Genomic DNA, 14,220 nt, shown 5'->3' on the forward strand with positions numbered 1-14,220 from the left:
CGGCCGGGGTTCGCGGCAGTGCGGTCAGCGGTTGACGCCGTCGGCCGGGCGGCGCAGGAGATCGAGATCGGCGCGGCGCGGCAGGCTCTCCCAGTCGCCCTGGGAGGTGACCGCGAATGCCCCCGCCGCGCACGCCGTGGCCAGCCGCTCGGCCGGATCGGCCCCCGCCAGCCAGTCGGCCAGCCAACCGGCCGCGAAGGCGTCACCGGCCCCGACGGAGTCGACCTCGGTCACCCGGTACGGCTCCGCCCGCCGGATCTCACCGTCCGACAGCTCCATCGCCCCCTTGGCGCCGAACTTGATCAGCACGTGCCGCGGCCCCAGCGCCGCCAGCGACTTGGCCAGCTCTTCCGCCCCTCCGACGTCGGCGATCAGCCGGCCCTCGGCCTCGGTCGCGAACAGCACGTCGACCTCGCCGACGACCTGCCGCAGCCACGCCCCGGCCTCCTCTGGCGTCCACAGCGCCCGGCGGTAGTTGACGTCGAGCGAGACCGGCACCCCGGCGGCCCGCGCCTCGGCCATCGCGTGCCGCACGGCCTCGCGCGCCGACGCGGACAGCGCGGGCGTGATCGCGGAGACGTGCAGCACCCGGGCCGACCGGATGAGCCCGGGGTCGAGGTCGGCGGCGCACAGCCGGGAGCCCGCGCTGTCCTTGCGGTAGTAGCGCACGTCGATGAGGTCGGCCGTGCGCCTGCCCTTGATCATCAGCCCGGTGGGCGCGGCGGGGTCGGGGATCGCGCGCACGTCGACGCCCTCGCCCGCGAGCGTGGCCCTGATCAGGTCGCCGAACTCGTCGGCCCCCACCCGGCCCACCCAGGCCGCCTCTCGGCCGAGCCGGGTCACGCCGATCGCGACGTTGGACTCGGCCCCGCCCAGGCCCAGGTCGAAGTCTCGGGCGAAGCGCATCGGCCCCGTGCGGCGGGCGGCGAACAGCGCCATGGTCTCACCGAAGGTCACCAGCTCGGTCATCGGCTCGTGCTACCCAGCTTTCTTGAGATCCGCGCCGCCGCCCCGGCCACCAGCGGCCCCAGCTCGCGTACTCGCGCGGCGGTGATGCGCGAGGTGAGGCCGGAGACGGAGATGGCCGCGGCGACGGCGTCGTGGTGGTTGAAGATGGGCGCGGCGACGCAGCGCACCTCGGGTTCGTTCTCGCGGTCGTCGACCGCGTAGCCGCGGCGTCTGATGTGCGCCAGCTCCACGCGCAGCCGCTCGACGTCGGTGATCGTGTGCTTCGTCCGCGGCTCCAGGGCCAGGTCGGCCAGGGCCTCCTCGGGCTGCCAGGCCAGGATGGCCTTGCCCACGGCGGTGGAGTGGACGGGGCCGCGGCTGCCGATGCGCGAGGCCATGCGGACGTTGGCCTCGTTTTCCACCTTGTCGATGTAGACGACGTGCGGGGGGTCGTAGACGACCAGGTGGACGGTCTCGCGCACCTCGCTCATCAGCCGGTGCGACTCCTCGGCGGCGACGGCGCGCAGGTCGAGCGTGGCCAGGTATGCCTGCCCGAGCCGCAGCGTGCCGTGCCCCAGCCGGTAGACGCCGGTGCGGCGGTCGCGGTCGAGCAGCTTGGCCTCGACGAGCGGCACGGTCAGCCGCAGCACCGTGCTCTTGGACAGGCCCACTTCCTCGGAGAGCTGGGTGAGGGACAGGCCGGAGTGCTCGCGTACGTGGTCCAGCACGGCCAGGGCGCGTCTGAGCGAGGCGGACCTGTTGCGTTCTGGCACAGGGTCAAAGATACCCGCGAAATCGCGATGCAACATGTCGTTGTGCATTGCACAACAACCCGCCCGAAGGCTTCCCGGCTCGCCCGGTGGTTCCTAGTGTCGCGCTCGGGAGGTAATAGTGAAGTTTCTTAACTATGCTGCCGCCGGCGTCGCCCTGCTCGCGCTGGCCGCCTGCGCCCCCTCGACCGCCCCTGCCTCGGGCGGCGGTGACGAGAAGACCGGCACGCTGCGCGTCTGGCTCTACGACGAGCCCAACCGCGCACCCAAGGAGAAGGTCGTCAACGAGGCGATCAAGGAGTTCACCGCCGCGCACGCGGACGTCCAGGTCGAGATCACCTACATCCCGACCACCCCGGCCCGGCACGAGCGGTTCAAGGGCGCCTTCAACGACCCGGCCAGCTCCCCCGACGTCGCCGAGTACGGCAACACCGACCTCGCCGAGTACGCCGCCGCCGGCGGTTTCGCCGACCTGACGGCCGACCTGCGGGGCCAGGACATGACGCCTGACCTGCTCAAGTCGGCCGCCGTGGACGGCAAACAGTACGGCCTGCCCTGGTTCATCGGCATCCGCGCCCTGTACTACCGCACCGACGTCTTCGACGAGCTGAAGCTGGAGCCCCCGACGTCGATCGCCGAGCTGACCGAGAGCGCCCGCACGATCCGCGGCAAGAAGCCCGACCTGTACGGCATCGCCGTCGGCGGCGAGTACACCTTCGGCGCCCTGCCCTTCGTCTGGGACGCCGGCGGCGACATCACCGCGCTCGACTCGCCCGAGTCGCGCAAGGGCGTCAAGGCGTACACGGACCTGCTGTCGGACGACGTCTGCCCGCCGCAGGCGTGCGTGTCGCTCACCGGCGGCAAGACCGTCGAACTGTTCGCCGGCGGCAAGGCGGCCATGGGCATCCTGGGCAACTTCAGCCGCTCGGCCGTGGACGCGGGGGCGGCGGCCGGCAAGTACGCGGTCGTCCCGCTGCCAGGCTCGGCCAACGGCTCGATCGCGCCGGCCTTCGCCGGGGGCAACAACCTGGGCGTCATGAAGAACGCCAAGCACCGGACGCTGGCCGTGGAGTTCGTCAAGCTGCTGGGCGGCAAGGCGTACCAGACCAAGATGTACGAGGCCATGGGCAACCTGCCGACGCTGACCGGCGCGCGTGACGAGCTGGCCGCCAAGGACCCGTTCCTCAAGCCGTTCCTGGACACCGTCGCCAAGGGGACCAGGTTCGTGCCGATCGACCCCGCCTGGGTGAAGATCGACAACGGCAAGGTCATCCCCACGATGCTGCAGAAGATCGCCACCGGCCAGGCCACGGTGGACGTCGCCACCACCGAGGCGGCCGGCGCCGTCAAGTCGGCCTTCGGCCGCTCGTGACGGCTGAGGCGGTGGCCGTGGCCGGCCGCGGGGCGCGCGGGGGCTCCCGGCGCGGGCGGGCGCGGCCGTGGCTCTACCTGTTGCCGGCGGCGGCCGTGCTCGTGCCGATGTTCGGCTACCCCGTGTACATGCTGGGCCTGCTGTCGGTCTTCGACTACCGCCAGGCCCAGGTCAGCGGGGGACAGCCGAGCACGTTCGTGGGGTTCGCGAACTACGCCGCGCTGCTGGAGGACGGCAGGTTCTGGGAGGTGCTGGCCCAGACGGTCGGGTTCGCGGCGGCGCTCGTGCTGGCCACGCTGGCGGTCGGCGCGTCGCTGGCGGTGCTGCTGACCCGGGTCGGGCCCCTGCCCAGGACCGCGCTGTCGCTGGCCGCGATGGGGGCGTGGGCGGCGCCCGCGATGACCGGCTCGACCGTGTGGATGTTCCTGTTCGACGCCGATCTCGGGCTGGTGAACCAGGTGCTCGGGCTCGACGGGTTCAACTGGTTCTACGACCGGTGGGTCACCTTCGGCGTGGTCGGGGCGACCATCGTGTGGCACTCGTTCCCGCTGGTCATGCTGACGCTCTACGCGGGCATCCAGGCCGTCCCCGGCTCGGTGCTGGAGGCGGCGGCGCTCGACGGGGCCTCGGCCTGGCAGGCGTTCTGGAAGGTCGTCGTGCCGATGCTGCGGCCGCTGATCACGATCGTGGTCATCCAGTCGGTCATCTGGGACTTCAAGGTGTTCACGCAGATCTACGTGATGACCAACGGCGGCGGCGTGGCCGGGCAGAACACCGTGCTGAACGTGTACGCCTACCAGACCGCCTTCGGCTCCTCCGAGTACGGGCTCGGCTCGGCCATCGCCGTGGTCATGACGCTCGTGCTGCTGGTGTTCACCCTGTTCTACATCCGGGCGCTGCACCGGGGCGGGGAGCGGCTGTGAGACCTGTCACCCGACGTCGCCTGGTGCCCAACACCGTGGCCTGCGTGGTCGCGTTCCTGACCGCGTTCCCGCTCTACTGGATGGTGCTCTCGGCGCTCAAGCCGGACGGCGAGATCCAGTCGCTCGACGTCCGGCCGTGGACGGCGCACCCGACCCTGGACAACTTCGTCAGGGTGCTCACCGGAGAGGGGTTCGGGCGCTACCTGCTCAACAGCGCCGGTGTGGCGCTGGCGGTGGTCGTGCTGTCGGCGGCGGTGGCCTTCCTCGCCGCGGTGGCCGTGACCAGGTTCAGGTTCCGCTACCGGACGACCGTGCTGATCATGTTCCTGATCGCGCAGATGGTGCCGGTGGAGGCGCTGACGATCCCGCTGTTCTTCGTGGTCAGGGATCTGGGGCTGCTGAACACGCTGGCCTCGCTGGTGGTGGTGCAACTGGCGTTCACGCTGCCGTTCGCGATCTGGATGATGCGCGGGTTCGTGGCCGCCGTGCCGGAGGCGCTGGAGGAGGCGGCGATGATCGACGGGGCCGGGCGGGCGACCGTGCTGTGGCGGATCCTGTTCCCCCTGGTCGCCCCGGGACTGGTGGCGACCAGCGTGTTCTCCTTCATCACCGCGTGGAACGACTTCATCTTCGCCAGGACCTTCATCATCTCGGCCAAGGACAACCAGACCCTGCCCGCCGCGCTGCTCGTCTTCTTCAAGCCGGACGAGAACGACTGGGGCGGGATCATGGCGGCCTCGACGCTGATGACGATCCCCGTACTGATCTTCTTCGTGGCCGTGCAGCGGCGGCTGGTGTCAGGACTTGGAGGGGCCGTCAAGGACTGACACACGGTGCTCGTCGCCCGGGGCCAGGAACTCCAGCAGGCGCCCGGCCTCCGCCTCGACCTCGTCCAGGCACCCGATCGGCTCCCACTGGTGGAGGGTGAGGGTGGAGACCCCCTTGGTCCTGGCGACGGTCCAGTCGCCGGCCGTGACGCCGTCCACCAGGATGGCGCGCGGCACCACATTCGTGCCCGCGAAGCCCTTGAGCGCCGCCGCGCCGGTCTCCGAGATGACCCTGGAGCGGTCGGCGTGGGAGAGGAAGAGGTTGTCGAAGTCGTACATGAGGCGGGGCGGGGCTGGGGCGTCCTCACCGGGACGTACGGCCTGCGGCAGGTCGTACAGGGTCCTGCCGGTCTCGTCCCTGAACCTGACCAGGTCGAGCGACTCCACCACCTCGCCCAGCCGGGTCAGCCCCGACCACGTCTGCGCGTCCATGACCGACGCGGGGCCGAACGCCGCCAGGTACCGCCGTACCAGGTCGGCCGGGGTCATCGGCGTCGCGTCGAAGTCGTCCAGCCAGGACTCCGCGCTGGTGTGCGCGACCGGCCCGCTCCTGCCCCACACGCCGCGCGGCGGCACCTGCACCAGCGGCACCAGGCAGCGCACACCCTGGCCCAGCGCGTGCGGGTCGTTGCCCGGCCAGCGCTCGGCCAGTGCCCGGCCCAGCTCGGCGAACGTCATCGGCCGCGCCTCCAGCAGCGCCCTGCCGGTCGCCGCCAGCTCGTCCAGGTCGACCCCGGCCAGTCTCTTGCCGAACGTCGTACGCGTCATGCGCTCGGTGACCGGCTGCAGCAGCGGCCGCATGGCCAGGCAGTCGCGGGCCGAGACGAGGTGGATGGTCGAGCGTTGCAGCGCGACGCGGACGAGGTCGCGCGAGAGCAGCAGCTCGGCGGCGTCGGCGGCCTCGAAGCCCTCGATGCGGTTCCACAGGCCGGTGTACCAGGTGTGCGGGGTCTGCGCCTGCAACCCGCCCAGGTGCTCCACGACCTCGGCCACCGAGCGGTCGGTGCGGCACAGCAGGTGCTGCCTGTCCAGCGTGGCCCGGTTGAGCGCCCGGCGGCTGATGAGGGGGTCCATGGCAACAGAGGGTAGGGGCTATTGCGGCCGGTCCCGGGCCGCAATAGCCCCTGCGGCACCGGCTGATCGCCGGTATTTGGCCTCTAACGCCCGATGGTACGCGCGATTGCGCGATCTGTGAGGAATTCATGCCACTCGGTGTGCGGGCGGGCCGAAGAACTCGGGTACGTGCCACGCGGCGGGCACGGTTCGGGGCTACGGGCCCTTCGTTATGATCGAAATTGACCGGAATTGCCGTTCGGGGGAGTGAGATGTCCGAAGCCCGGCCGAAGACCCTGCTCGCGATGGGCCCTCAGGTCGCCCCCCGGCTCATCACCGGCCCGGTACGCGACCGCCTGCTCGCCGTCGCCGACGTGGACCCCGACCTGGTGGTGTCCGACTTCGCCGACCCCGCCGTGGCCGGGGCGCTGGCCGAGGCCGAGGTGCTCTACACGGGCTGGGGGTGCCCGCCCGTCACCGGCCAGGTGCTGGCCGCGGCCCCCCGGCTGCGCGCGATCGTGCACGCGGCCGGGTCCGTCAAGCACCACGTCACCGAGGCGTGCTGGGAACGCGGGCTGCTCGTCTCGTCCGCGGCGGCGGCCAACGCCGAGCCCGTCGCCGAGTACACGCTGGCCGCGATCCTGTTCGCGAACAAGCGGGTGCTCGACAGCGCCCGGCTCTACCGGCAGGAACGGACGCGGGTCGACCTCGACGCGCGCTTCCCCGGCTTCGGCAACTACCGGCGCACGGTCGGGATCATCGGCGCGTCCAAGATCGGGCGGCGGGTGGTCGAGCTGCTGCGGCCGTTCGAGCTGGACGTGCTCGTCGCGGACCCGTACCTGACGGACGACCTGGGCGTGCCGCACGTCGAGCTGGACGAGCTGTTCGAGCGCTGCGACGTGATCAGCGTGCACGCGCCCGCGCTGCCGGAGACCCGGCACCTCGTCGACGCCGCCCGCCTGGCGCGCATGCCCGACGGTGCCACCCTGATCAACACCGCCCGCGGCGCGCTCGTCGACCAGGAGGCGCTCATCGCCGAACTGGCCTCCGGGCGCCTGTACGCGGTGATCGACGTCACCGAGCCCGACCCGCTGCCGCCCGGCTCGCCCCTTTTCGACCTGCCCAACGTGCTGCTCACCCCGCACGTCGCCGGATCACTCGGCGGCGAGCTGGCCAGGCTCGCCGACCTGGCCGTGGACGAGCTGGCCAGATACGCCAGGGGCCTGCCGTTCGCGCACGGCGTGGCGGCCGGGGAGCTGGCCACGCTCGCCTGATGACGTGCGTGGCGCGCTGGCCCTACGCTGCTCTGCATGCACAGACGGGTGATCGACGGCCGCTTCGAGCTCGTGGAGCGGCTCGGCGGCGGGGGCATGGGCCTCGTGTGGCGGGCCTGGGACGTGGCCCTGCACCGCGAGGTCGCGCTCAAGGAAGTACGCCCGCCCGACCCCTCGATCGACGAGCACGACCCCACCCACGCCCGTGAGCTGCGGTCGCGGGTGCTGCGCGAGGCCCGCGCGCTGGCCAGGCTCAACCACCCCCACGTGGCCACGATCCACCACATCGTGGACCCGGGCGAGCAGGGCTACCCGTGGATCGTCATGGAGTTGGTCACCGGCGGCTCGCTGCAGGACCGCATCCAGCGCGGCCCCATGCCGTCCCTGGAGGTGGCCCGGCTCGGCCGCGAGGTCCTGTCGGCCCTGCGCGCGGCCCACGCGGTCGGCATCCAGCACCGCGACGTCAAACCCGCCAACGTGCTGCTGCGGGATGACGGCCGGTCGGTGCTGACCGACTTCGGCATCGCGGCCATGCGCGAGTCGACGAGCCTGACGGCCACCGGGTCGTTCATCGGCTCGCCTGAATACATGGCGCCCGAGCGCATCAACGGCGTCGAGGGCGACCCGGCCTCCGACCTGTGGTCGCTCGGCATGATGCTGTACGTCGCGGTGGAAGGACGGCACCCGCTGCGCCGCAGCACCACGCTGGCCACCCTGGCGGCGGTGCTCAATCAGGACGTGCCGCCGCCGGAGCGGGCGGGGACGCTCACGCCCGTGCTGGTCGCCCTGCTCACGCGCGACCCGGCGGGCAGGCCCGACGCGGAGACCCTCGACCGGATGCTGGCCGCCGCCGCCGACCCGCACGCCCCACCCCCGCCCCCCTGGCACTTCGCCCCCGGCCGCGCCCCTGCCCCCGGCCCCGGCCCTGGCCCCACCTCCGGCTCCGGTCCTGTGCCCGGCCCCGGCTCTGGTCCTGTGCCCGTCCCGGGTCCTGGCTTCGCCTCCGGGCCCGTTCCTGGTACGGGTCCTGGGGTCGGCCCTGTGCCCGGTCCTGGCCCCGGCCCGATGTCGCCGGGCGGAGGGCACACCGTGCCACCCGTCGCCGGTCACACGGTGCCGCCCGGGTACGGCGGACCGGCTGCGCAGCAGCCCCCGTGGGGCGCGGGGCCGGTCCCGCACTCGGGCACCCAGAACACCCGCCGCCCCCGGCGCGGCGGACGGGGAGCGGCGGTGGCGGTGTCGCTGTCGGCGGTCGTGGTGGTGGGCGTACTGGTGTGGCGGTTACTGCCCGGCACCTCCGCCGAGGACGCGGGGGAGGGCGGCACCCCGATCCCCAACGGCTTCACGCTGACGCGCCCCTCCATCGAGACGGGCACACCCCGCACCTCCGACACCACGCCGACCACCCCGGCCGCCAAGGAGAACCTGCTGACCCCGGCCGGGATGCGCGGGCTGATCAGCAAGCTGAAGCCGACCATCGGCGGCACCAAGGTCGTCAAGATGACGGTGTACCCGGAGTACGCCACCGTCGACGCGCCGCTGAAGCGGGACCCCGAGCTGTACGACACCTACTTCTACCGCGACGGCGCGGTGGGCGACCCGCGGACCGGCGGCGAGGTGGACACGCCGCTGGTGGACCTGTCCACGTTCGACTGGGACAAGCTGCCCGCCCTGCTCAGGAGGGCCGACAAGGACCTCGGCGTGCCCAAGCCCACCAGCCGCTACGTCATCGTGGACCCCGACTACGCCTTCGCCTCGACGCGGCAGGTGCTGCTGGTCTACGTCAGCGACGACTACCGCGGCGGGTACCTGGTGGCCAGCCCGCAGGGCAAGGTGCTCAAGCTCTACCCCAGCTAGCAGCCCCACAGGCCGCCCGCCGTCCGAGCGCGGGGCCGGTCGGTCAGCAGACGTCCTGGTAGGCGCTCTCCGGGATCAGGCGGGCCCACTCCGCCTTGCTCAGCGAGCCGCCCGCCCGCGCGCACACCGCGCGTGCCGTCAGCGCGGGATCGACCGCGACCTCGCGTACGGAGCCGTCGAACGCCACCCCGCGCAGCCGCGTGCCGTCCTCGCTGAAGGCCGGTCCCGCGGCCCACGAGCCGACGTTGCCGACCTCGCGCAGGGTCGCGGTGTCCCAGATCGACGTACGGGTCGCGTCGATGGCCAGCAGGTCGCCCTTGGGGGAGAAGCGCAGCTCGTCGACCGGGGCCGTGCCGGTCTCGACGGTGCCGAGGGGCTCGCGCTCAGGAACGTCCCAGACGAGCACCCGCCCGCCCTCCAGCCCGAACGCCAGCCGCCCCCCGTCGGGCGAGAACGCCAGCGCGGTCACCGCGGCCCCGTCACCGGCCTTGGCGGCCCGTTCGAGCGGGGTGATCCGGCCGGTGCGCAGGTCGAGCAGCCCGGTGCCGGCGGCCAGCGCCGAGCCGTCGGGGCTGAAGGCCAGCGCCAGGTCGCCCGCGCCCTCGTACGCCTTGATGCGGCGGCCCTCGCGTACGTCCCACGTCTCCAGGGTCCGGCCGCGCGCGGTGGCCAGCGTACGGCCGTCGGGGGAGAGCGCCACCGCCGGCACGTCGCCGCCCGCCTCGATCGCGGCGACCTGCCGCCCGGAGGCCACCTCCCACACGGTCACCGGGTCGCCCGCCACGGCCAGCAGCCGGCCGGCCGCGTCGAAGGCCAGGTCGCCGGCGGCGGCGATGCGGCCGAGCTTCCTGCGCTGCTCGGTGTCGGTCAGCTCGATCGTGTCGCCGACCTCCTTGGCGGCCACCCGCCCGTTGCCGGAGAAGGCGGCGACGTGGCCGTCGTCGGCCGGGGCGGGCAGGCCGGACACGTCGAGCGTGACGACGGAGCCGATGCCGCTGAGGTAGCGCAGCGCCCGGCCGTCGGCGGAGAAGGACAGGCCGTGACCGGGGTCGGAGAGGTGGTAGGAGCCGAGGAAGCGGCGCTCGGCCACGTTCCAGACCCGTACCTCGCCGTCGCCGGGCAGGGCCAGCAGCCGGCCGTCGGGGCTGAACGCGGGCGGGCCGGTCGACGAGGTCAGGGTGGTCTCCAGGCCGTTCATGACCTCGACCCCCCACCCCGGGTTCCGCCCGACCAGGGGGGTGCCGCCGTCGGCGCGCGCCGCCTTGTCGTCGCCGGTGCCCGGCCGCGCCTGCGCGGTCGTGTCCCGCTTCGTGTCCGCCGCGACGCCGGGGCTGCTGGAGGCGGCCGGGTCGCTGAACGTGCCGGGGGTGGCGCCCGCGCCGGGGGAGGCCACGGTACCGGGGACGCCGGACGCGGTCGGCGTCGGCAGGGCGGCCACGCCGGAGCCGGGGGAGGCGACGGGAGCCGGTGGCGGGGGCGTGTCGCGCGGGGCGGCGGGCGCCGCCTGAGCGCTGGACGTCTCCCCGTTCCGAGGGGTGGCAGGGGCGGCCAGCGTGCCGAGGTCCTCCGTGTTGTTGGGGACGGCGTCGTTGGGGACGGTGTCGTCGGGGACGGCTCTGGTGCCCAGCGGCTGCGCGGGCCCCGCCGGGGGGTTCACCGCGCCCTTCGGCCCGACGAGCGTGATCCCGTCGCGGCCCGCCACCGCCAGCGTGGCCCCGTCGGGGCTGAAGGACAGGGCAGGGGCCGCCGCGTCCGCGCCCGTGAGCGGCGCGACCTCCACGACCCCCGTACGGACCCGGCGCGGCGTCAGCTCCCACAGCTCCACCCGCCCGTTGAGCCCGGAGACGGCCGCCCGCGTCCCGTCGGGGGACAGCGCCACCTTCCTGTCGGTCACCTCGAACAACACCCGGGACCCACGGTAGACCCGCGTCTGGTTGCCCCGGCTGATGGCGTAGACCCCAGAGGCGGGCGCCCGCCCGGTGGTCACGTCGAACGGCAGCCCCGACGCCCCCTCCGCAAAACGCCCGTCGTCGCTCATCGCCATGCTCCCCGGCGGCAGCGCGTACGAGGCCACCCGCCGCCCCTCGGCCACGTCCCAGACGGTGACGGCGCCGGTGTCCCATCTGACCAGTTCGTCGCCGCGCAGCAGGTAGCGGGCCCGCGCGTCGGCGTCAGGATCGGTGAACACCCCCAGCTCCGGCTGCACCAGCGACGCCTGCAGCGCGGCCCGCGCCTCGAAGACCGGCGACAGCCGCCACGCGGCCACGCTCAGCCGCATCGCCGTGCGCGGATCGGACGTACGCAGCGCCTCGGCCCGCGCCGCCACCGCCCGCGCGTCGGCCTCGATGAGGCGCTCGCGCAGGTCGTTCTGCCCGTGCACGGAGACCACGGTCATCGTCACCGCGACCGCCAGCACCGCCGCCACCGTCGTCAGCACGGGCGTCAGGAGTTTCCTGCGCTGCTTCGACAGGGTCACGCTGTCGTTGATGAAGTCGCGTTCGAGCTGGTTGAGTCGTACGTGGCGGCGCTTGGTCGCGGCCCAGCCGAGCGCGGAGTCCAGCTCGTGGCCGCGCAGGAGGTGGCTCCTGCCGCGCCGGTGCTCCGACCAGTGCCTGGCCGCCTCGCGGATGCGCCGGTGCACCACCATGCCGTCGCGTTCGTCGGCCATCCAGCGGCGCAGCCGGGGCCAGGCCCGGTAGAGCGCCGCGCTCGCCGGTACCACCCGATCGTCGCTGACGGCCACCAGCTTGCCCACGGCGGTCTCGGCGGGCGGAACGCGTACGCTGCGGCGTACCAGCAGGCCGGCCTCCATGAGCGGGCCGAGCACGCCGCCCTCGTCGTGCGGGCTGTCGCCGTCGAGCAGGCGCAGCAGCAGCCCGGGCACCTCCTCCTGCTGACCGGGCGTGAGCGCCTGGTAGGCCCGCTCGGCCACCTCGCCGAGCGACGGCGTCCGTACGTACGCCTCCGGCGGGCGCAGCTCGACCTCGCCCGTGACAGGCAGCTCGGCCGCCGACGGCCGGTCGCCGGGCTCCTTGGCCAGCGCCCGCCCCACCGGCTCGCGCAGCGGCTCGGGCAGGCAGCTCAGGTCGGGGTCGAAGGTGAGCAGCCGGTGCATGACCGCGCCAGGACTCTCACCGTGGAACGGGTCGCGCCCCGTGGCCGCGAACAGCACGACCGCGCCCCACGCGAACACGTCGGCCGTGGGATCGGCCGCCTGCCCGGTCGTCAGGACCTCGGGCGCCTGGTACGTGCACGTGCCGCCCACCGGGCTCCTCGACGGCAGCCCGACCTCGATCACCTTGGGCCCGTCGTCGGCCAGCAGCACGCTCTCGGGGTTGAGCCCCGAATGCGTCAGCCCGGCCTCGTGCAGCGCGCCGAGCGCCACCGCCAGCGCCCCGGCCAGCGCGACCAGCTCGCCACCCGCGTAGGGGCCGTGCAGCTCGACGCACTGCCGCAGGTCGGGCCCGCCGACGAACTGGCTCACCACATAGGGGACGCCCTCGTCGGAGCCGACGGCCACCACCTCGGCCAGATGGCGACAGGTCACCCGCTCGAATCGGTGTGCGACCTCACCCCGTGGCACGGTGACCGCGAACCTGCGACCCTCGTCGTCGTAGGCGTCGTAGACGACGCCGCGTCCGCCCGCGCCGAGCCTGGCCGCCAGCCAATGGCCGCCAAGCCTCTCGGGGTCACCGGGCACCAAGCGCATCGTCACTGATGCTTAGATGCACGACACCGCCCAATGGTTGTCCGGAAGACGCCACAGGCCCCCCGCGCGCCTCGGGGGACCCATGCGTCATGATCATTATGCCAGGCTTCCGGCTCGCGCCTGCCACTCCGGCCGGAGTATCGCCATGAGCACCGCGTCGTGCCATTTTCCCTCCCACAGCAGGGCGTCGCGCTCGACGCCCTCCTCGATGAAGCCGACCTTCTCGTACACGTGTCGCGCCCGCCCGTTGAAGTCGAAGACGCCGAGCCTGATCCGGTGCAGCGGCGTCGTACGGAACGCGTGGCCGAGCACCAGCTCGATCGCCTCGGTGCCGTAGCCTCTGCCGACGGCGCGCGGGCCGAGCATGATGCGCAGATTGCAGGACAGGTTGGCGGCGTCCAGCTCGTTGAGCACGACCTCGCCGACGAACCCGCCGTCCGCCGTGATGGCCAGGTCGAGTCGGTCGGTCTGGGCGGCGCGGGTGGCGTACCACAGGCGCAGGCGCTCCTCGTCGAACTCGCCGTGCGAGCCCGTCAGCCGGCGCACCTCCGGGTCGGAGATTACCGGCAGCAGGTCTTCGACGTGCTCGAGGCCGACCGGGCACAGCGTCACCCGCTCGCCCTTCAGCGTGGGTTTCTCGGCGAACATCCCTTTTGGCTATCAGTCTCGACCGGTTTCGGGCAATCCCATTCCGCGCAAAACCTCGTCGCGCACCTGCTCAGGGCTCAGCGTACCGACGTCGCAGACCAGATCCGCGACCTCGCGGAAGAACCGCTCGCGACGGGCCCGCATGGCCGCCGGGTCGTAGTCGGGGCGGTGGTCGCTGGTGCGCATGCGCTCGGCCAGCACCTCGTCGGGGGCGTCCACCCAGACCACGAACGCCGCGCGCAGCGCCGCGCGCACCTCGGGGTGCTCCAGCGTGCTGGCCGCCGCCGCGACCACCTGGGGCGGTCCCGCGAGCGACTCCAGCACGTGCTCGGCCTCGTAGCGGTGCAGCGCCTCCTTTCCCTCGCGGGCCGCGATCGGCGCGGAGGTGGCGCCGTGCCGGTCACGGAGGTACTGGTCGCTGTCGGTGAAGGGCAGCCCGAGCGCCTCGGCGACCAAGCGGCCCGAGGTCGTCTTGCCCGAGCCCATGAGCCCGATCATCACGACGGGTTTGATTCTCGACATGGGGATAGAAGTTCTTTCGTGTCAAGGAGGTAAATCTGATGACCGTCGCCGGAAGCATCATCCTCATCATGCTCGGTGCGATCCTCACCTGGGCCGTCGAGGTCGACCTCGCCGGCCTCGACCTCAATGTGGTGGGCGTCATCCTCATGCTCGGCGGTCTGGCCGGACTCCTGTTCGGCATCTACAGGATCCGGGTCACCCGCAGGGCGGTCGGTCCCATCGGCGAACCGGTGCACGGCAGCGAGGAGCCCGTGGCCCGCCGGACCACCGTCCACGAGGAACGACGCCACTACGACGAACCACCGCTGTAGGAGGTG

General features: G+C 72.8%; 12 protein-coding genes. 6 read left to right on the forward strand and 6 right to left on the reverse strand.

The features are described 5' to 3' along the window. Positions 1 to 24: 24 nt before the first annotated feature. Both ACZ6S0_RS18580 and ACZ6S0_RS18585 read right to left on the reverse strand, forming a co-directional pair. Positions 25 to 969 carry a sugar kinase gene (locus ACZ6S0_RS18580; protein ID WP_465918794.1) on the reverse strand — a complete coding sequence of 315 codons (945 nt, stop codon included), beginning with the start codon at positions 967 to 969 and terminating at the stop codon, positions 25 to 27. Further along, positions 966 to 1,757, reverse strand: a complete 792-nt coding sequence (locus tag ACZ6S0_RS18585; protein ID WP_465918796.1) for an IclR family transcriptional regulator — start codon at positions 1,755 to 1,757, stop codon at positions 966 to 968. Before ACZ6S0_RS18585 ends, ACZ6S0_RS18580 begins: the two co-directional genes overlap by 4 nt. Positions 1,758 to 1,839: 82 nt before the next feature. On the opposite strand from ACZ6S0_RS18585, the gene ACZ6S0_RS18590 reads away from it, so the two are divergent. The 3 genes from ACZ6S0_RS18590 to ACZ6S0_RS18600 are packed head-to-tail and all read left to right on the forward strand — an operon-like array spanning position 1,840 to position 4,840. Continuing rightward, positions 1,840 to 3,090 carry an extracellular solute-binding protein gene (locus ACZ6S0_RS18590; protein WP_465918797.1) on the forward strand — a complete coding sequence of 417 codons (1,251 nt, stop codon included), beginning with the start codon at positions 1,840 to 1,842 and terminating at the stop codon, positions 3,088 to 3,090. Further along, a complete protein-coding gene (locus tag ACZ6S0_RS18595) occupies positions 3,087 to 4,013 on the forward strand; it encodes a carbohydrate ABC transporter permease (protein WP_465918800.1) in 927 nt (308 codons plus the stop codon). Before ACZ6S0_RS18590 ends, ACZ6S0_RS18595 begins: the two co-directional genes overlap by 4 nt. Further along, the gene (locus ACZ6S0_RS18600) at positions 4,010 to 4,840 is read left to right on the forward strand and encodes a carbohydrate ABC transporter permease (protein ID WP_344881427.1); all 831 of its coding nucleotides are present in this window, start codon (positions 4,010 to 4,012) and stop codon (positions 4,838 to 4,840) included. Before ACZ6S0_RS18595 ends, ACZ6S0_RS18600 begins: the two co-directional genes overlap by 4 nt. Here ACZ6S0_RS18600 and ACZ6S0_RS18605 read toward each other — a convergent pair. Next, complete coding sequence (locus tag ACZ6S0_RS18605) at positions 4,811 to 5,914, reverse strand: winged helix DNA-binding domain-containing protein (protein ID WP_465918804.1); 1,104 nt, start codon at positions 5,912 to 5,914, stop codon at positions 4,811 to 4,813. The two genes, ACZ6S0_RS18600 and ACZ6S0_RS18605, sit on opposite strands and share 30 nt — an antisense overlap. Positions 5,915 to 6,165: 251 nt before the next feature. Here ACZ6S0_RS18605 and ACZ6S0_RS18610 point away from each other — a divergent pair, with 251 nt between their 5' ends. Next, positions 6,166 to 7,167: a hydroxyacid dehydrogenase gene (locus ACZ6S0_RS18610; RefSeq protein ID WP_465918807.1), complete on the forward strand. Its 1,002-nt coding sequence runs from the start codon at positions 6,166 to 6,168 to the stop codon at positions 7,165 to 7,167. A gap of 36 nt (positions 7,168 to 7,203) precedes the next feature. Next, positions 7,204 to 9,024: a serine/threonine-protein kinase gene (locus ACZ6S0_RS18615; protein WP_465918810.1), complete on the forward strand. Its 1,821-nt coding sequence runs from the start codon at positions 7,204 to 7,206 to the stop codon at positions 9,022 to 9,024. 43 nt (positions 9,025 to 9,067) lie between these two features. On the opposite strand, the gene ACZ6S0_RS18620 is transcribed toward ACZ6S0_RS18615, so the two are convergent. The 3 genes from ACZ6S0_RS18620 to ACZ6S0_RS18630 form a co-directional block, all read right to left on the reverse strand. Beyond that, entirely contained in the window at positions 9,068 to 12,733 is a 3,666-nt protein-coding gene (locus ACZ6S0_RS18620; RefSeq protein WP_465918812.1) for a protein kinase family protein, read from the reverse strand. 96 nt (positions 12,734 to 12,829) lie between these two features. Beyond that, positions 12,830 to 13,381: a GNAT family N-acetyltransferase gene (locus ACZ6S0_RS18625; protein WP_465918815.1), complete on the reverse strand. Its 552-nt coding sequence runs from the start codon at positions 13,379 to 13,381 to the stop codon at positions 12,830 to 12,832. Between the two features lie 12 nt (positions 13,382 to 13,393). Next, entirely contained in the window at positions 13,394 to 13,903 is a 510-nt protein-coding gene (locus ACZ6S0_RS18630; RefSeq protein ID WP_465918817.1) for a shikimate kinase, read from the reverse strand. Positions 13,904 to 13,941: 38 nt separating this feature from the next. Here ACZ6S0_RS18630 and ACZ6S0_RS18635 point away from each other — a divergent pair, with 38 nt between their 5' ends. Continuing rightward, positions 13,942 to 14,214 (forward strand): hypothetical protein, encoded by a 273-nt coding sequence (locus ACZ6S0_RS18635; protein WP_465918820.1) that lies wholly within the window; start codon positions 13,942 to 13,944, stop codon positions 14,212 to 14,214. Positions 14,215 to 14,220 lie beyond the last annotated feature (6 nt).

Source organism: Nonomuraea sp. NPDC051298, assembly GCF_055586305.1.

Coding starts and splice junctions, on each gene's coding strand:
- ACZ6S0_RS18580 (WP_465918794.1), bottom strand. CDS start 969: ATGACCGAGCTGGTGACCTTCGGTGAGACCATGGCGCTGTTCGCCGCC.
- ACZ6S0_RS18585 (WP_465918796.1), bottom strand. CDS start 1,757: ATGTTGCATCGCGATTTCGCGGGTATCTTTGACCCTGTGCCAGAACGC.
- ACZ6S0_RS18605 (WP_465918804.1), bottom strand. CDS start 5,914: ATGGACCCCCTCATCAGCCGCCGGGCGCTCAACCGGGCCACGCTGGAC.
- ACZ6S0_RS18610 (WP_465918807.1), top strand. CDS start 6,166: ATGTCCGAAGCCCGGCCGAAGACCCTGCTCGCGATGGGCCCTCAGGTC.
- ACZ6S0_RS18615 (WP_465918810.1), top strand. CDS start 7,204: ATGCACAGACGGGTGATCGACGGCCGCTTCGAGCTCGTGGAGCGGCTC.
- ACZ6S0_RS18620 (WP_465918812.1), bottom strand. CDS start 12,733: ATGCGCTTGGTGCCCGGTGACCCCGAGAGGCTTGGCGGCCATTGGCTG.
- ACZ6S0_RS18625 (WP_465918815.1), bottom strand. CDS start 13,381: ATGTTCGCCGAGAAACCCACGCTGAAGGGCGAGCGGGTGACGCTGTGC.
- ACZ6S0_RS18630 (WP_465918817.1), bottom strand. CDS start 13,903: ATGTCGAGAATCAAACCCGTCGTGATGATCGGGCTCATGGGCTCGGGC.
- ACZ6S0_RS18635 (WP_465918820.1), top strand. CDS start 13,942: ATGACCGTCGCCGGAAGCATCATCCTCATCATGCTCGGTGCGATCCTC.